We start from the raw sequence: 17,210 nt of genomic DNA, 5'->3' as shown, positions 1-17,210 counted from the left end.
CCCTTGCCTCCATCCGCTCCCGCCCCCCTGGCTGGCACTTCGCCGCGTGCAGGCAATGACGCATCGCCCTCGGGTCCAGCGGGACTCGCGCGGCGCTCCCGCGCGCGGCGGATCATCGCGGTGGGCGGCGGCAAGGGCGGCATCGGCAAGTCGATGGTGTCCGCGAACCTGGGCGTCGCGCTCGCGCAGGCAGGCCAGAAGGTGCTGCTCGTGGACGCGGACCTGGGCGGCGCCAACCTGCACACGTGCCTGGGCGTGGGCCCTCCGGAGTCCACGCTGTCGGACTTCCTCCGGCGCGGGAAGGCCAACCTCGAAGAGGTGATGGTCTCCACCGGCGTGCCGGGACTGTCGCTGATCGCCGGCGCGCAGGACTCGCTGGACGCGGCGAACCTCAAGTACGCGCAGAAGCAGAAGCTCTTGCGCACGCTGCTGTCCCAGACGACGGCGGACTACCTCATCCTGGACCTGGGCGCGGGCACCAGCTTCAACACGCTCGACTTCTTCCTCATCGCGGACCACGGCCTGCTCGTCGTGCTGCCGGAGCCCACGTCCGTGGAGAACGCGTACCGCTTCGTCAAGGCGGCCTTCTTCCGCAAGCTCCAGCAGACGGAGGCGCGCTACGGTATCCAGGACATGGTCGAGGGCGCGCTGTCCACCCGTGAGGGCGCCCTGCGGACGCTGCACGACATCGTCGCGCAGGTGCGGCGCAAGGCCCCTTCGGACGCGGAGCGGCTGGAGCGGGAGCTGGCGGCGTTCCACGTGCGGCTCGTCGTCAATCAGGCGCGCACGGACGCGGACGAGAAGGTGGGCGCCGCGATGGTGTCCGCGTGGAAGAAGTTCTTCGGTATCGACATGGATGACCTGGGCGCCCTGCGCCACGACGATGAAGCGTGGCGCGCGGTGCGCAAGCGCAAGCCGGTGCTCCTCGAGCGGCCCGATTCGCCCGTATCCCAGGGACTCCAGCGCATCGCCGCGCGTATCCTGACACTCGACGGCATTTCCCCCGAGTCCGCCATCCCATGAAGCCCTTCGCGCAGCAGACCTACTACGAGATCCTGGAGGTGCCGCCCACGGCGAGCGACGCGGACATCCGCGCGGCCCACCAGCGCCTGATGGAGCTGTATTCGCCGGATTCCATCGCGGTGTACGCGCTGGGGGATCCGGATCAGGTGGAAGCGCTGCGTGACCGGATGAACGAAGCGATGGAGATGCTCACCGACGCGGACCTGCGCGTCGAGTATGACCGCTCCATCGGGCTGACCACGGAGCGGCTGGCGAAGGCCGCCGCGACGGCGGAGGCCGCGGGCGCGGTGGACTCGGCCGCGCGTGTCGCGGAGGCCCTGGCCACCGCTGCGGCGGCGCTGGCGAAGGCCGCGGGCGCGGTGGATGCCGAAAGGCTGGAGGCGGAGTCGCGACTGAAGGCCGCTACGTCCGTGAACGACGATGAAGGGGAGGCGGCTCGCGCGAGCGGGACGCCTGGAAAGAGCGAGGAGCGGATGCGGGGTGAGGAGTCGAAGCGGCAGGAGTCCTCGGGGATGGACGCGCCAGGCGCGCCCTCCGAGCCGGTGATGGTGGGAGGCGTGGCGGTGGTGGAGGCCTTCCGTGCCTCGTTCACCCGGAGCCTGTCGTTCGTCTACGTCCCCGCGAGTCCGCTGCGCGGCCAGGGCAGGGGAGTCATCGAAGCGCCGGCCCCCGCCGTGGACGCGAAGTCCTCCATCGCCGAGAACGCGCCGGCTGCCTCGGCACCCAAGGACGAGGCACCTGCCCCGGCCGAGACCCCTGCCAATGCGGTCGCGTCCCCTTCGGAAGCCGAGCCTCCGGCTGGATCCGTTTCCGCGCCCGCGAGCTCCTCCGTCGAGCCCCCGGAAGCCGCGGAGCCTTCCGCAGCGGTCGCACCAGACCGCGTGGAGGCCCTCGATGCGCCTGTTGCCTCCGAGGCAACAGGGGTCCCGGCTCCCCAGCCCGTGACGGACCCCCATCCCGTGGCCGTGTCGCCCGTGGCCGAGGTCAGCGCCACGCCCGCCGCGCCGCTCACGCCGGAAGAGAGCGCCACGCCCTCCGCGCCAGTTGCCGCGACTCACGTGCCTGAAGCTGGCGCCGCGACGCCCGCGCCGGAAGCCAGCGCCGCGCCCCAGGCCCCGGAGGCCGGATCCGTGGCCGCCAGCCTCGCGCCCGCCTCCGACGCGGCCGCGGTGACGACCACCCAGGGCGAGTCGGATCCGAACCCCGCTCCGGGCACTCCGACCCTGGACTCCAGTACGACCGCGCTGGCCCGGATCCCCGCCACCGGGGCCTCCCGCGCCGCCGTTCGGCCCCTGACGTCGTCTCGCCCTGGCGACTCGCGTTCGCCGCAGAAGGGCCCCACGGGGCCGGGCACCGTGAAGGGCCCCACGGTGAAGGGCCCCACGGTCCGCAAGCTCGGGGACGCCCAGGTCCTGGCTCAGGATTCCGCCATCGCGACCGCTGAGTCCGCGCTGGCCCAGGTGGCCGCCAAGGTCCGCGAGGCCCGCCCCCGGGGCGTGGACATCCCCTCGGACGCCGAGTTCAACGGCGAACTGCTCCGCCGCGTCCGCGAGGCCCGGGGCCTCTCCATCCAGCAGCTGGCCGACCGCACCCGCATCTCCGTGCGTCACCTGGAGAACGTGGAGGCGGACCGCTACACCGCGCTCCCCACCACCGTGTACCTGCGCGGCATCCTCATGAACCTCGCCCGCGAGCTGGGTCTGGACCCCCTGCGAGTGTCCAAGAGCTACCTCGCGCTGTTCTCCGAGAAACCCGCCAAGTCGGGCCGTTGACCGGGAGTCGGCCGGGCCCCCTGCCATGCGACGGGAAAAGTTGACTCGCACGGGGTGGGTGCCTAAGTAGTGGCACGATGACGGAAGAGGAAAAGGTCAAGGCGATGCGACTCGCTCGCGCGATCGCCTCCGATATCTCGCTCTACAACGAGCAGAAGATCATCAAGGGCATCGAGCAGGACAACCTTTTCGAGGTCCTCAAGGAGGAACTGGAAGAGGGGCGCGCGCTCTACAAGAGCCGCGTGAGCGTGGAGATCAGCACCCAGGCGAACTTCTTCGAGCGCGCCATCAACGACATCGTGTTGCGCTCCAAGGCGCACGTGAAGTCGAAGATCTGGTAGCGCCCTCCTCCGTGGCCGCACCCGACACGCGCGAGCACCGTGCCCTCCCCGAAGCCCGGGGTGAGCGACTGGATGCGTACCTGGCCCGCGCGTTCCCGGACCTCACGCGCTCCCGCCTCCAGGGCCTCATCGCCGACGGCCACGTGCTGTCGGACGGCAAGCCCGCCAAGGCCGCGCAGCGTCTGCGCGGAGGGGAGCTGCTGTCCCTCCACATCCCCGCGCCCGTCGCGGCCATCCCGCAGGCGGAAGCCCTGCCCGTGTCCGTGCTGCACGAGGACCGCGACCTCGTCGTCGTGGACAAGGCCGCCGGCATGGTGGTGCACCCGGGCGCGGGCCACGCGTCCGGCACGCTCGTCAACGCGCTGCTGCACCGCGTGAAGGACCTGGCCGGCGTGGGCGGCGAGCTGCGCCCCGGCATCGTCCACCGGCTGGACAAGGACACCACCGGCTGCCTCGTCGTCGCCAAGCACGAGCAGGCGCTGGTGGCGCTCCAGAAGGCCTTCAAGACGCGCGAGGTCCAGAAGACGTACCTGGCCCTGGTGCATGGCGTGCCGCCCGCGGAAGGGCGCATCGAGACGCTCTACGGCCGCCACCCCATCCACCGGCAGAAGTTCACCGGCAAGGTGAAGGAGGGCAAGACCGCCATCACCCTGTTCCGCGTGCGCGAGGCCTTCGACGGCGCCGCGCTGGTGGAGGTGGACCTGCTCACCGGCCGCACGCATCAGATCCGCGTCCACCTGGCGGAAGCCGGACACCCGCTCCTGTGCGACGCGCTCTACGGCGCCGGCCGCAAGGCGAAGGGCGCGGTGGCGGACGCGCAGGAGGCGGTGGGCCGCCAGGCGCTGCACGCGTGGCGCCTGGCCTTCGAACACCCGCGCACCCACAAGGCGCTGGACCTTGAAGCCCCCCTCCCGGAGGACTTCCAGAAGGCGCTCACGCGCTTGCGCGAGGCGAGCGTCCCCGCGGGCCCGCCCACGAAGGCGAAGCCCGCGGCGAAGAAGCCGGCGGCGAAGAAGGCTACAGGCCGGAAACGCTGATCTGCTGCTGGCGGCGGGAGAGGACCTTGATGGGCTGGATGGCCATCACCCGCATGAAGACGGACAGCAGCTCCGGGTCGAACTTCTGGCGCATCTCCGTCCACATCAGCATCAGCGCCACCTCCGGGCCGTACGCGTCCCGGTAGGGCCTGCGGGAGGTGAGCGCGTCGTACGCGTCGCAGATGGCGATGATCTTCGCGTACACCCCCAGGTTCGTCTTGGGGATGATCATCTGGATGTTGCCGCGCGCGTCCCGCACGGCGGTGCCGTAGTCCGTCTTGTGCTCGAACGTCGTCACCACGCGCAGGAGCGTGGAGCGGCTGAAGCCCTTCTCCATCAGGATGTTGCGCACGCTGATGAGCGGCGCGCGGGCCACCGTCGTCTTCTCGTCCGCGGTGAGCGCGCCGCGCTTGGTGGCCAGCTCCTCCGGCAGCGTCGTCATGCCCGCGTCGTGGAAGAGCGCGATGTAGCCCAGGTCGCGCAGCTGCGGCTTGGTGAGGCCCAGCTCCGCGCCGAACACGATGCACATCAGCGCCACGTTCACCTGGTGGTAGACGAGGTAGTCCTCCTCGCGCTTCTGCGTCGTCATGCCCAGGAAGTGGGTGCGCTGATCGTAGGAGATGTCCACGAAGTCCTGCACCAGGCGCAGCGCCCGCGACGAGCCGATGGGCTTCCCCGCGCGCACGGACTCCAGGTACTTCTGCAGGAAGAACACCGCGCGGGCGTACACGGTCATCGCGTACTTCTTGCGGTCGACCTTCTGGTCGCCCGGCGTGTCCATGTCCTTGTTCAGCTTCTCCTTGAGCTTGGAGAACTTCGCCACGCGCATGTTGAGGAGCTTGCGCCCCTGCAGGCCGTCCTCCTCCGCGGCGGTGGACTGCTCCTTGCTGAAGATCCAGACGAAGTTCTTCAGCTCCTGCACCGTGACGGGCTTGGTCAGCGTGATGCCGCCCACGTCCTTGGCGCGCATCTCCGACAGCAGGTAGCGCTGGTTCTCGATGGAGTTCAGGTCCACCTTCACCAGCATGCCGTTCAGGTAGTACGAGTCCTTGACGCCCGTCAGCTCCAGCCGGCCTTCCTTGCCGATGATCTGGTTGATGATGTCCTGGAGCTGGTGGAGCGGCTTTTCGAAGACGGCGTTCTCCGGGTCATACATCTTCACCGAGCGCACCAGCATGTAGAGGCCGGCGAGCATGGAGCGCGACAGGTTCTGGAGCTTCTCGTTGTGCTCTCGACCGTACTCGCCCAGGTTTTCGTCCTGGGTCTGATTGATCTTCAGATTGTCGGCCATGGTGTCAGCTCGCCTCTTCCGGCAGCGCCGAGTCCCCGAACAGGGCCTTGCGCGTCTGGTACATCGCCTTGCGGGCCGCGGTGAGGACGTCCAAGGGCTGCGCCTTGTCCTCCAACACGCCCTGCAACATCTTGTAGGACTGGATGGAGCCCGCGCCGCCCAGGCCCATGATCGCCAGCAGCTTGTCCTCCATCACGCGCCGCTTGTTCAGCAGTGACGGCTTCACCGTCAGCAACTGCTGCATCATGGACAGCGCGGCGGGCAGGTTGGTGGCCCCGATGGCCGCGTAGAAGGCGGCCTTCTCGTCAGACGTCTTCTTGTCCCAGCTCGACTCGCGCACCTGCCGCACCAGGTCCGTGAAGGCCCGCTCGCGGTCGAACTCCGGCAGCAGCTTCGCGGCCAGCATGCGCACCTGCGCGACGCCGTCGGTGAGCGCATCCAGGATGATGCGCCGGGCCTCCGCCGTGCGGCCCCGCCCGATGATCTGCATGACCTCCAGCTTCACCACCAGGTTGGGGCTCTTCATCACCTGGCCGAACATCTTCACCCGCTCCGGGTGGTTGCTCTTCTCCAGGATGTAGACCATGTCGCGCACCGTCTGCGGCCGGTCCGACAAGAGGCGCGCGACGAAGGGCTCCGGCAGGTCGCGCGCGAACGTGGCCAGCACGTCGCCAATGAGCAGGCGGTTCTCCGGCAGCTCAATCGTCTCCAGCACGCTGAGCAGCGGCAGCACCGAGTCCACGCCCAGCGCCTGCAGGTAGCGCGTCACGTCCTGCGGCTGCCGCGTGCGCGTCGTCTTCAGCGACTCGCCCAGCCGCGTGAGGCGCTGCTCCTCGCCCATCTTGTGGAGGAAGTTGTTGAGCATGCGCCCCAGATCCTCGCCGCCTTCGCGCTGGGAGAGCGCGCGCAGCTTGAGGACGATCTGGTTCACCGTGGCGAAGTCGTCCTGGAGCAGCAGCATGTCCAAGAGCTGCAGGAAGATCTCCTCCAGCAGCGCCGCGTCATCCACGCCGCCTTCCACCACCTGGAACACCGCGCCCACCAGCTTGGGGAAGAGGCGCGCGTTCTCCTCCTCGGTGATGTCGCGCTGGATGCGGGCCTTCAGTTCGTCGGAGGCGTGCCGGCCGCCCACGACGAGGCCGCGGATCTGCTCCACGCCGTCCAGCTTCGCGTCCAGGTCCTCCGCGGACACGCGCGCGAAGCGCAGGAAGTCATCCGAGTTCGTCTGGAGGCGGGAGTAGAGGTAGCCCACCACCTTGTCCACCTCCACCTGGACCTCGTCCTCGGAGGCGCCCTCCATGGAGAAGCCCTCCACCACCACGTACTCCACCTGCTGCATGCCCGCGCGCCACAGCTGCGCCAGCACGTCGTCCGCGCCGCGCTCCGGCTCCGACAGCGCGATGAGCGTGAGGGTGACCAGCTCCTCCAGCGGCAGCCCCGGCCGGAAGATGAGCTGGCGGATGCCGTCGCGGAAGAACTTGTAGGGGAGCGGCGACTCCTCGGAGAAGAGCGGCTCGCCATGCAGCATGAAGTTCTGCTGCTCCACCTTCAGCGAGAGCGGTCCGAACTTCTCCGTGTACGTGGAGATGGCCTCCAGCGCCTTGGAGAGGAACTCCGGGAAGCGCGCCTCGTTGTGGCGGTACATGCCAATCTGCTTGATGCCCTTGAGCAGGTGGAACGCGAACGTCTTCGCCAGCTCCACCTTCTCGCGGACCTCCGGTGACTGCTCCGGCTCCGCGGTCGCGTCCGTGACTTTCTGGGGCTGTGCCATGAATCCTGGAAGAATCCGGAGGGGGTGGAAGGCCCCGGTGGGGGGAGCCTGGAGTGTACTCCCGTCCAGGTCCGGCTCCCAATTCGACAATTGCCCAGAATCCAGGGGGTTGGCGTGACACCTGGGCAACATGGGGCGGACTGGCGGTGAAGCCCCGGTGTGTTACGCAAGGAGTCCCTTTGCAGCCTGGAGTCCCGTCCATGAAGCGACTGGCCGCGTCCGCCCTGGTCCTGGCGTCCCTCACGGGCTGCTTCCGCATGAGCGTGCGCAGTCCGGCGCCGCGCGATGGCGCACCGGAGGCCCAGACGGGTGTGAGCCTGGTGGAGGGGCTGACGACGTCCAACGTGGCCGCGGCGGAGTGCCGGCATGGCCTGTCCCGGGTGGACGTGTACTGGCCGTGGTGGAGCCCGTTCGTCTACGCCTTCACCTTCGGCATCGTGACGCCGCTGCGCGCGGAGTACGTCTGCGCGAAGGGGTCGGCGGACGCTGCCGGCGGCGACACGGAGGTGCCGCCGTCGGTGCCCGGGCTGTGACGTAAACCTCCCCGCGAGCACGAAGCGGGGAGGGTGCTTCAAGCCGTCAGTGCGACGGCGGCGGGGCTTCCGCGCCGCTCTTGCCCTTGACGGCCGAGCGGAACAGGACCGCGGTGAGGACGGCGAAGAACGCCAGGCCCCAGACGTTGGACCACGTCGGGTGCGCCAGCTCGCTCTCGCCCACGGCGTTGAGGAAGGAGCCCACCGCGCCTTCATGCCCGAAGAGGGCGGGCAGGTTGATGGCGCGCGTCCAGGCCCCGTCGCTGGCGATTTCCAGGAACGCGATGAGCACGCCCGCGATGGAGCCGCCCGCGATGTAGCCGGACGACATCAGCGTGCCGGGGGAGAACTCGGACTCCGCCGCGCTGCCACCGCGCAGCTTGTCCACGAAGTGGCGCACCATGCCGCCCACGAAGATGGGGGCGCTGCTGCTGATGGGCAGGTACACGCCCACCGCGAAGGGCAGCGAGGACACGCCGCACAGCTCCAGCATCAGCGCGATGAAGACGCCCAGCAGCACCAGGTCCCACGGCAGCCGCTGCGTGAGGATGCCGTCGATGATGAGCGCGAACAGCTGCGCCTTGGGCGCGGAGTAGCGGGTGAGCGTCTGGCCCTCGTACTCGCTGATGCGGCCGCCGATGCCCGGGTCCACCACGTACTGGATGGCGCCCTGGTCATCCACCAGATAGCGGCCGGCGGGCACGGGCGTGTCCGCGCCGCGCACGAAGCCTTCCTTGTAGACGCGGTCCGGACCGGCGGTGATGGCGCCCGCGTCCGACAGCTTCAGTGACGGGCCGTTGGCCGGCGTCAGCGTGAGGCCGGACAGCTGCTCGGGCGGCATCGGGCGCCAGCTGCGCAGCTCCAGCGCTCCGTCCACCGGCGTCGCGTCCAGGCGCTCCGCCCACAGCGAGCGCTTGAGCTTTTCGGGCGTCATGCCGCGCTGGGTGAGCGCGTCCTGGGACACCGACCAGCGGTAGGTGTGCTGGGTGCGCGTCTCCTGCGTCAGCTCCGTCACCTGCACACCCGGGTGCGCCTCTGGGATGACCGCGGTAGCGCCCTGGTTGAGCAGCACCAGCACCAGGCCGATGAACATGGCGCTGGTGAGCACGCCGACGAAGAGGGCGATCTGCTGCTTCTTGGGCGTGCCGCCCACGAGGAACGCCGTCTTCAGGTCCTGCGCGGTGGTGCCGCCGTTGGACGCGGCGATGCCCACGATGGCCGCCGTGGTGAGCGCCATGAAGCGGTCCGGCGACGACGTCCAGCCGAACAGCAGGTACACGAGGCAGGTGACGAGCAGCGTGGCCACCACCATGCCGGAGATGGGGTTGGACGAGGAGCCAATCTCACCGGTGATGCGCGCGCTCACCGTCACGAAGAAGAAGCCGAAGATGACGATGAGGATGGCGGAGATGAAGTTCACGTGCAGCGGCGGCGCCAGCCAGATGGCGAGGATGAGCAGCGCGCTTCCCACCAGCACCACCGTGATGGGCAGGTCCTGATCCGTGCGCAGCACCGTGGGCAGGGCGCCCTGCGTGCTCGACTGGCGCAGCGTCTCCACGCTGCGCTTGAAGGCGCCCACGATGGTGGGCAGGGAGCGGATGAGGCTGATGAGGCCGCCCGTCGCCACCGCGCCCGCGCCGATGTAGAGCACGTACGCGTTGCGGATCTGATCCGGCGACATGTCCTTGATCAGCATCCCGTTGTGCACCAGCAGCGGCGTCTCCATGCCGCTGCCGAAGAAGGAGATCATCGGGATGAGGATGAGGTAGCTGAGCACGCCGCCGGCGAAGGTGATGCCCGCCACGCGAGGCCCGATGATGTAGCCCACGCCCAACAGCTCCGGGGACACCTCCGTGGAGAGCGTCGCGGCCTTGAGCCCCTTGATGGGCGTGCCGATGGCCTCCTTGAAGAGCTTCATCCCGGAGTAGGCGAACTTGTAGACGCCGCCGATGATGAAACCCAGGATGACCGTGCGGGCGTTGGTGCCGCCCTGCTCTCCGACGATGAGCACGTCCGCGCTGGCGGTGCCCTCCGGGTAGGTGAGCTTGCCGTGCTCCTGGACGATGAGGCCCTGGCGCAGGGGAATCATCATCAGCACGCCCAGCACGCCGCCCAGCGCGGCGGTGAGGAACGCGTGCGTGAGGCTGATGTCGTAGCCCAGGATGAGCAGCGCGGGCAGCGCCGCCGCCACGCCGAACGCGAGCGACTCACCCGCGGAGCCCGTCGTCTGGACGATGGTGTTCTCCAGGATGCTGGAGCGCCCCAGGGCCCGGAAGATGGCGATGGAGAGCACCGCCACCGGGATGGACGCGGACACCGTGAGGCCGACCTTGATGGCCAGGTACACGGACGACGCCGCGAACACGATGCCCAGCACCGACCCGAGCACCAGCCCGCGGAGGGTCAGCTCCGTGGGCGACTGCTCGGGGGGCACATAGGGTTTGTGCGGGGCACCATGCGCCTCCGCGAGGGGGACGCGATCATCGACGACCGGCGGGGAACCGTGGGACAAGCAGGCACTCCTGACAGGAAATCAGGGGGCCCGTTCTAGCAGGGTCTCCGCCGGGGCGCGAAAACAGCCCTCAGCCCTGGGCGGCGAGCGTCTCCGGATCCACCTCCGCCATCAGGGCGGCCAGCTCCGACTTGAGCTTGTCCTTGGCGCGGATCTCCAGCTGGCGCGCGCGCTCGCGGGAGAAGCCGAAGTGCTCGCCCAGCTCCTTGAGCGTCATGGGGCGCTCGTTCATCACGCGCTGCTCGATGATGAAGCGCTCGCGCGGGTCCAGGCGCATCAGGGCGGTGCGGACGCGGTTGTTGATGAGGCCCGCCTCCTCCTTGTCCGCGAACTCGTCGTCCTGGGGCGCCGCCGCGCTCACCACGAAGTCCACGTGGCTGTTGCCGCCGTCCTCGCCCATGGGCGCGTCCAGGGACAAGTCCCGGCCACCCATGCGCTGCTCCATCTCACGCACTTCGCCGGGCTTCACGTGGAGCTTGCGGGCAATCTCATCCACGTTCACCACGGTCTCGCCGCTGCCCAGCTTCTCCAGCTCCCGGCGGGTGCGTGCCAGACTGAAGAACAGCTTGCGCTGCGCCTGCGTGGTTCCAAGCTTCACCAGGGACCAGCTCTTCAGGATGTAGTTCTGGATGTACGCGCGAATCCACCACACCGCGTACGAGATGAGGCGGATGCCCTTGTCCGGATCGAACTTCTGCACGGCCTTCATCAGGCCGATATTTCCCTCCTGGATGAGGTCCGACATCTTGATGCCGTAGGAGCGGTACTCGTAGGAGACCTTCACCACGAAGCGCAGGTTGCTCGTCACCAGGCGGTGGCCCGCGGCCAGGTCACCCTTGATGAACCGGCGCGCCAGCTCCTGCTCCTCCTCCACCTTCAGGAGCGAGTACTGGTTGATCTCCGAGAGATACATCGCGAGGGAGCCAGAATTGGACGACTGCTCGGTCGAAGCCTGCATGGATGGATTCTCCAAATCGGGCCTCCTGCCGCGGCGGAGGCGCTTGAAAGGTGCTCTGGGTTCAAGTCCTACAACTTGACGTGTCTGCCCTGAGCAACCGGGATGCCAACCAGGGTTGGATGTATTCGCGTGTGTCTCCGAGGGGTTGGAAGGCGCAGATGGGCGTCCCCTGGCAACGGTCTGTAACCGTTACCCGTGGCCGGTAGGAAAACCGCGGGTCTGCGAGGGGAGAAAATGCACGGCGCGGTGCCCTCGAGCGCACGTCGCCATGACGTTCGCGAATGGGGTTGCGTGAAACGCTTAATGGCGACGGGTGGCGGCTGTGGAGACATTTCTCCACCTCGGCCGGGCGTTCCTGGGGAGGGCGAGCGACCGGCGACGGAAGCCCGCTTCCCTCCAGAGGGCACTTCTCTTCCGCTCAGGAGGCGCGGGCGGTAGGGCCCGCCTGTCCGGCCGGCTTTACTGCTCGACGGGCGGCTTCCGCATCCAGCGCGCGGCGCAAGGTGGCGAGCAGGTGCTCGGCCTCTCCCTCGCGCAGGGCACGGCCGCCGAAGCGGGCCTCCAGGTAGCGGCGGGTGAGGGGCGTCAACGCCAGCGCCAGCGGATGGCCTTCACGCGCCAGTCGCGTGGTCAGGTCCTCCAGCGTCTCGTGTTCAAAGCGCGGCACATGGGCCTTCTGGAGCACCACATCCACCCGGTCGAGGAAGCGCGTGGCCTCCAGCACCGGGGCGCGGCCCGTCCAGCGGGAGACGAAGCGGCCCGCGCGCCAGATGACGAAGGCCACGACGGCGGCCGTCACCCACGCGCGGGGCGGGGGCAGGCGGCTGGGGCCTTCGTTGGCGGGGGCGCCGGGCGCACGGCGCGGCGGGCGGACCAGGGCGCTCGCCAGCTCGAACTGGTCGCGGAAGGAGTAGTCGACGACGGAGTTGCGCCAGCGCGACTCCACCGCTTCATAGAGCGCGAGCACCTTCTCCAGCAGCACGGAGCCCTGGCTCGTGCGGTTCGACGGGGGCGTCGCGTCCACGGTGACGAAGCCTCGCCCCGGGACGAGCACGTGCGTCCAGGCGTGCGCGTCGCCCGCGCGCACCAGGTAGCCGCCGTCCATGCGCGCGCCGCCATAGAAGCCCGTGGCGAGCCGCGCCCCGATGCCCTGTGTGCGCAGCATCAGCGTGAGCGCGGTGGCGAAGTGCTCGCAGTGGCCCGCCTTGCGCACGAAGAGGAACTCCGCCAGCGGATCCTCCGGCGTGCCTGCCTGCTCCAGCGTGTACCCGTAGTCGCGCTGCAGGAAGGTGGCGAGCTTGCGCGCGGCGGCCAGCGGCTCCTTCTCTCCCTGGAGCACCTGCGCCGCGAGCTGTGCGACGCGCGCGTCCAGGTGCTCGGGCAGCGCCAGGAGTTGGTCGCGCTCCACCTGGACCAGGCCGTCGGACATGCCCTTCGTCGCGTCCGGCGGCAGGCTGTAGGCTTCGTAGGTGTACGAGGGCGCGGTGACGGTGAAGCGCACCTCGCCCCCGCCCTGGAGCTGCACCGGGCTGTTCCGGGTGCCGGTGGGCGTGTGCGCCATGGCGTTGCCCAGGCGCGAGGGCGTCTCCAGGGCAATCAGCGTGCGGGCGCCGTACGCGGGCAGCAGCTCGATGCGCTGGTGGAGGAGCGTGTCGCTGGCGGGGCGCAGGGTGATCTGCCGCTCCGTCTGCTGCGCGCCGACGACGTTCGTCCACTCCATGCCGTCGAAGGTGTCGTAGGTGCGGCCCACCCAGTAGGCGTCCAGCGCTTCGCGGCCCGGATCCGGCGTGAGCGTGGCGCGCAGCACCACGCGCGGGTTGCCCTTGATGGTGCCCGCGCCGCCCAGCCGCACGGTGTTGGAGTAGCCCGCGCTGCTCACCGCGCCGAAGCCCGGCGCCGAACGCGGCCCCACCATGGCCCAGTTGAGGCGGGGGAAGAGGACGAAGAACGCCACCGCGCCAGCCACCGCGAACATCACGCCCACGGACAGCGGTCGCAGCACCGCGCGCACCGGCACGGGCTCGCCGTCTGGCACCGCCGCCTCCACCACGCCCAGCGCCAGCGCCAGGCTGGCCAGCACCCCGAAGGCGATGAGGCACAGCGCGTACGTCATGTCGCCCGACAGCGCCGCGCCACCGGCCACCATCAAGAGGCCCGTCAGGTGCGTCTGTCCCTCCGCCGCGGCGTCCGGCGTGGACAGCATCCGCTGCGCGGCGATGAGGCTCGCGAAGGCGCACGCCGCCACCACCGCGTTCATCGCGCCGGCCGTCAGCTGGAGGCCCAGGAGCACCGCGGCGATCAGCAGCCCCAGCGCGGACAGGCGGGAGAAGCGCGCGACGAGCCGCACGTCGCACAGCGCCAGCACCAGCGCTCCGATGAAGACGCCCAGCACCCACACGGGCAGCTGGCCGGACATGGCCATCGCGGCGAAGGCGAAGCCCACCGCCAGGTCGCGCAGGGCGAGCCGCAGCCTCAAGGGGCGCTTCACGCCGCCTCCCGGGAGTCCGTCCCTGCGTCCGCGCCCTCGAAGCCCACCCACGCGAGCGCCTGGAGGATGCGCCGCTCCTGCGAAGCCCCCGCCGCGGGCCGCAGCGCGCGCTCCGGCAACTGGAGACCGACCTCATGTCCCGCGTCCAGCAGCTGGTGCGCCTGGGCGGCGACCTCTTCACAGCGGCGCTCCAGCGCGTCACCCGTGATGCCCGTCTCCAGCGCGAGCTTCCAGATGCGGCGCTCCTCGCGCTCGCGCTCCACCTTGAGGAGGCGCCCCGCCGCGGCGCTCTTCAGCCAGTGGATGCGGCGCGCGTCCTCGTTCGGGGCAAGCTCGCGCAGGCCCGCCACATCGCCGGTGCCGTCCAGGTGGCGCGGGCTGCCTGACTCGCCCCGGGGGCCCTTCTCCGCGGGCCCCGGTTCCTTGCAGGCGTAGCCACGGCGCGGATACACGAGCAGCGTTCCCTCCAGGGAGAACACGCGCGTCTTGGCGAACAGGCCCAGGGGCCACGTGGTGGTGACGCGCACGCCGGACAGGCGCACGGGCCCCCGGTGTGGCGCGGCCAGGTCCGCCCGGACGATGTGCTCCTTGCCCGCGGACAGGTGCCCCAGCTTCCCGGTGCCGGTGAGCGGGGAGAGGTCCTCGGAGAACGTCAGCGCGAAGCCGTGCCCCTTCTTGCGCGACACCGCCCAGCGGTAGGCGAAGGGCTCGCGCGCGAAGGCCGCGTCCGCGCCCACCCGGCGCACCGTCAGGTCGCGCAGGCAGCGCTCCGACAGCACGCCGGACACCACCACCATGCTGAGCAGCAGGCCCAGCAGCAGGTAGAGCAGGTTGTTGCCCGTGTTGAGCGCGCCCAGCCCCACGCCGAACGTCACCACCAGGTACGTGCGGCCCGTCTTCGTCACCGACAGCGTGCGCGGCGGACGAAGGAGGGCGCGCAGCCGCGCCTTGAGTGGGGGGCGGGCAGGGGCCTTCACCGGGGCGCCGCCACCTTGCGGGCGATCTCCTCCACCAGGTGTGCTGCCTCGTCCCGCGCGGACACGCCCTGCACGGCGCTCCTCAAGAGCACGCGGTGCGCCCAGCAGGGCACCATCATGGCGCGCACGTCACCGGGGGTGACGAAGTCGCGCCCTTCCCACAAAGCCTGCGCCCGGGCCGCGGACCCGAGCGCCAGCACCGCGCGGGTGGACGCGCCGCGCTCCAGGTCGCCGTGCTCGCGCGTGGCCCGAGCCAGCCGCACCACGTAGTCCGCCACCGTCGCGTCCAGCTTCACGTCCTGGGTGAACTCACGCAGCGACGCCAGCTCCTCCGGCCCCGTCACCGCCTCCACCGACGGCAGAGGGGACGCCGCGCCGCGCGTGGTGAGCAGGCGCGCCTCCACGTCCGGCGCCGGGTGGCCCAGGGACAGGCGCACGAGGAAGCGATCCAGTTGCGAGTCCGGCAGCGGATAGGTGCCGGAGAAGTCCACCGGGTTCTGGGTGGCCACCACCGTGAAGGGCGAGGGCAGCGCGTGGGTCTGCCCGTCCAGCGACACCTGGCCCTGGGCCATGCCCTCCAGGAGCGCGGACTGGGTGCGCGGGGGCGCGCGGTTGAGCTCGTCCGCAAGCACCAGCTGCCGGAACAGCGGCCCGGGCCGGAAGGTGAAGGTGGCCGTCTGCGCGTGGAACACCTGCGCGCCCAGGATGTCCGCCGGCAGCAGGTCCGCGGTGAACTGGATGCGGGCGAAGGACAGGGCGCACGCGCGGGCCAGGGCCTCCGCCAGCGTCGTCTTGCCCACGCCGGGCATGTCCTCCAGCAGCAGGTGCCCGCCGGCCACCACGCAGGTGACGACGCGCCGCACCTCCTCCGGTTTTCCCTGCACGGCGCGGCCAAGCTGGGCGGCGAGCCGCTCCATCACCGCGCGCGCGGAAGCAGGGGAGGGAACTGGACCGAGGACGCGAGCGGGCTGGGTCATCTGGGCGCGGACTCTAGCCCAGGCAAACGCCCGCCGGCACCCCTCCAGGCCGCCCGTGTTCCACGCCGGATGCCCGCTTGCCTTGGAGGCGCGGGCACTTGCCGGGGATGCACACGGCCCGGAGGGCCCTTCATCCTCAGACGGAGAGGATGTCCTCGGGCGTGTAGTACGCCCGGTGCGTCGTCGGCGAGGCCAGCACGCCGAAGTAGCGGAACATCCGCTCGTGGTGCGTCGCCAGCCCGCGCAGCTGCACGGCGCCGTCCTTCAGGCCGTGGGTCAGGATGCCCACCGCGCTGTCCTTGAACTCACGCAGGTGCGCGAAGTCCAGGACCACCTCGCTCTGGCCCAGCGCCTGGAGCGAGTTGCGCAGCTCCTGGGCCGTGCGGCCGTCCAGCGTTCCTTCCAGGCGCAGCGTGATCCGACCCGCCGCCTCCTCCTCCCGATGAATCTGAAGCCCCGTCATGATCCGCGCTCCCGCTAAGGTGTGCACGTGTGTGCCACCCGCGATGTGATGGCGGCTGCCGCACGTTTCCGGACCACAGGGGTGGTCCGGGTTCCCACCGCGGGGTGGGGGTGCACAGCCGGAGCCGAACAGTGCACCTTCACCGGCGATCAGGTCAGTGCCGGGCATGCAACTTCGGCTGGAGTGTTGGCGACCGGGCGGAGCGCATGTCACGCAGCGGTCAACCCTTGCGGTCGGCTGTCGGCTGCTCGGCACGCAGGCTGATGGCGCGCTCCTGCTGGGCCTTCAGCTTGCGGAACTCCTTCACGACCTTGGCGGGGTAACCGGCCATGAACTTCACCCGGTTTTCCTTCTTGGCCAGGATGCGCTTGGCCAGCCCCGGGCCTGCGTTGTAGGCGACGAGCGCGCCCTCCACGGAGCCGAAGCGGCTGATGAGGTCCGCCAGGTACGCGGTGCCCAGGTTCACGTTCGTCTCGAAGTCGAACAGGTTGGTGTGGCGGCCCAGCCGCCAGCCGGACTTCTCCGCCAGGTACTTGCCCGTGTCCGGCATCACCTGCATGAGGCCCATGGCGCCCACGCCGGACACCGCGTAGTTGTTGAAGGACGACTCGCAGCGGATCAGCGCCACCACCAGCAGCGGATCCAGGTTGTTGCGCTCCGCCTCGCGGACGATGGAGACCGCCAGCCGGCGCTGCTGCCGCTCCGGGAGCCCGGAGGCGCGCACGGCCTCGGCCACGCCCATCTGCTCCGCGCGGAGGTAGTCCGCCTCGTCCTCATAGTGCTGCAACCGGGCCAGGGCGGCCTTGAGCTGTGCGTCCTTCTCCGCCAGCTGCGCCCTCAGGGCCGCGACGTCCGGCGCTTCCCCCTGCGCACCCACCGGAACCTGCACCGGGAACGCCACCGCGTTCGTCCCCATCAGCACCACCGCCGCCGCCATCGCCACCGTCCAACCCCTCATCACGCCCTCCCCTGGCGCCCGACCACACGCGCCCGCTGACTCGCCCACACCCAGCGGCTAAGCAGGCAACGTGCCAGCGTACGTAGCGTGCGCCAGCTGCCTCACGGAT

At 70.0% G+C, this 17,210-nt stretch carries 14 protein-coding genes; 5 read left to right on the top strand and 9 right to left on the bottom strand.

Translation table 11 applies throughout. The features are described from left to right. Nucleotides 1-27: 27 nt before the first annotated feature. From D7Y11_RS25055 to D7Y11_RS25040, 4 genes are all read left to right on the top strand, one after another. Complete coding sequence (locus D7Y11_RS25055; protein WP_120580128.1) at nucleotides 28-1,023, top strand: P-loop NTPase; 996 nt, start codon at nucleotides 28-30, stop codon at nucleotides 1,021-1,023. Further along, nucleotides 1,020-2,795 (top strand): helix-turn-helix domain-containing protein, encoded by a 1,776-nt coding sequence (locus D7Y11_RS25050; RefSeq protein ID WP_126934962.1) that lies wholly within the window; start codon nucleotides 1,020-1,022, stop codon nucleotides 2,793-2,795. The genes D7Y11_RS25055 and D7Y11_RS25050 overlap by 4 nt, the downstream gene beginning before the upstream one ends. A 77-nt stretch (nucleotides 2,796-2,872) precedes the next feature. Next, entirely contained in the window at nucleotides 2,873-3,136 is a 264-nt protein-coding gene (locus tag D7Y11_RS25045) for a hypothetical protein (protein ID WP_120580122.1), read from the top strand. Between the two features lie 11 nt (nucleotides 3,137-3,147). Continuing rightward, nucleotides 3,148-4,173, top strand: coding sequence for an RluA family pseudouridine synthase (locus tag D7Y11_RS25040; protein WP_126934961.1), 1,026 nt, complete (start codon nucleotides 3,148-3,150; stop codon nucleotides 4,171-4,173). On the opposite strand, the gene D7Y11_RS25035 is transcribed toward D7Y11_RS25040, so the two are convergent. Together D7Y11_RS25035 and D7Y11_RS25030 are read right to left on the bottom strand one after the other, a co-directional pair. Then, nucleotides 4,154-5,464: an HD-GYP domain-containing protein gene (locus D7Y11_RS25035; protein WP_120580124.1), complete on the bottom strand. Its 1,311-nt coding sequence runs from the start codon at nucleotides 5,462-5,464 to the stop codon at nucleotides 4,154-4,156. The genes D7Y11_RS25040 and D7Y11_RS25035 overlap by 20 nt on opposite strands. A 4-nt stretch (nucleotides 5,465-5,468) precedes the next feature. Further along, the gene (locus D7Y11_RS25030) at nucleotides 5,469-7,235 is read right to left on the bottom strand and encodes a HEAT repeat domain-containing protein (protein WP_126934960.1); all 1,767 of its coding nucleotides are present in this window, start codon (nucleotides 7,233-7,235) and stop codon (nucleotides 5,469-5,471) included. A gap of 200 nt (nucleotides 7,236-7,435) precedes the next feature. On the opposite strand from D7Y11_RS25030, the gene D7Y11_RS25025 reads away from it, so the two are divergent. After that, nucleotides 7,436-7,768, top strand: a complete 333-nt coding sequence (locus D7Y11_RS25025) for a hypothetical protein (protein WP_120580126.1) — start codon at nucleotides 7,436-7,438, stop codon at nucleotides 7,766-7,768. Nucleotides 7,769-7,814: 46 nt separating this feature from the next. Here the strand turns inward: D7Y11_RS25025 and D7Y11_RS25020 are convergent, their stop codons facing one another. From D7Y11_RS25020 to D7Y11_RS24990, 7 genes are all read right to left on the bottom strand, one after another. Further along, complete coding sequence (locus D7Y11_RS25020) at nucleotides 7,815-10,280, bottom strand: OPT family oligopeptide transporter (RefSeq protein ID WP_126934959.1); 2,466 nt, start codon at nucleotides 10,278-10,280, stop codon at nucleotides 7,815-7,817. A gap of 70 nt (nucleotides 10,281-10,350) precedes the next feature. After that, nucleotides 10,351-11,238: an RNA polymerase factor sigma-32 gene (locus D7Y11_RS25015; RefSeq protein ID WP_120557449.1), complete on the bottom strand. Its 888-nt coding sequence runs from the start codon at nucleotides 11,236-11,238 to the stop codon at nucleotides 10,351-10,353. A 418-nt stretch (nucleotides 11,239-11,656) separates the two neighbouring features. Further along, entirely contained in the window at nucleotides 11,657-13,726 is a 2,070-nt protein-coding gene (locus D7Y11_RS25010; protein WP_126934958.1) for a DUF3488 and transglutaminase-like domain-containing protein, read from the bottom strand. After that, nucleotides 13,723-14,703, bottom strand: coding sequence for a DUF58 domain-containing protein (locus D7Y11_RS25005; protein ID WP_126934957.1), 981 nt, complete (start codon nucleotides 14,701-14,703; stop codon nucleotides 13,723-13,725). The genes D7Y11_RS25010 and D7Y11_RS25005 overlap by 4 nt, the downstream gene beginning before the upstream one ends. Then, nucleotides 14,700-15,680 (bottom strand): MoxR family ATPase, encoded by a 981-nt coding sequence (locus D7Y11_RS25000; protein WP_126934956.1) that lies wholly within the window; start codon nucleotides 15,678-15,680, stop codon nucleotides 14,700-14,702. Before D7Y11_RS25000 ends, D7Y11_RS25005 begins: the two co-directional genes overlap by 4 nt. A gap of 136 nt (nucleotides 15,681-15,816) precedes the next feature. Further along, nucleotides 15,817-16,143, bottom strand: coding sequence for an STAS domain-containing protein (locus D7Y11_RS24995; protein WP_120579619.1), 327 nt, complete (start codon nucleotides 16,141-16,143; stop codon nucleotides 15,817-15,819). A 220-nt stretch (nucleotides 16,144-16,363) separates the two neighbouring features. After that, entirely contained in the window at nucleotides 16,364-17,101 is a 738-nt protein-coding gene (locus tag D7Y11_RS24990; RefSeq protein ID WP_120579618.1) for a lytic transglycosylase domain-containing protein, read from the bottom strand. Nucleotides 17,102-17,210 lie beyond the last annotated feature (109 nt).

The organism is Corallococcus sp. AB018, from assembly GCF_003986945.1.
In the GTDB taxonomy this organism is placed as follows: domain Bacteria; phylum Myxococcota; class Myxococcia; order Myxococcales; family Myxococcaceae; genus Corallococcus; species Corallococcus exiguus.
This window is presented reverse-complemented; position numbering and strand designations above follow the sequence as displayed.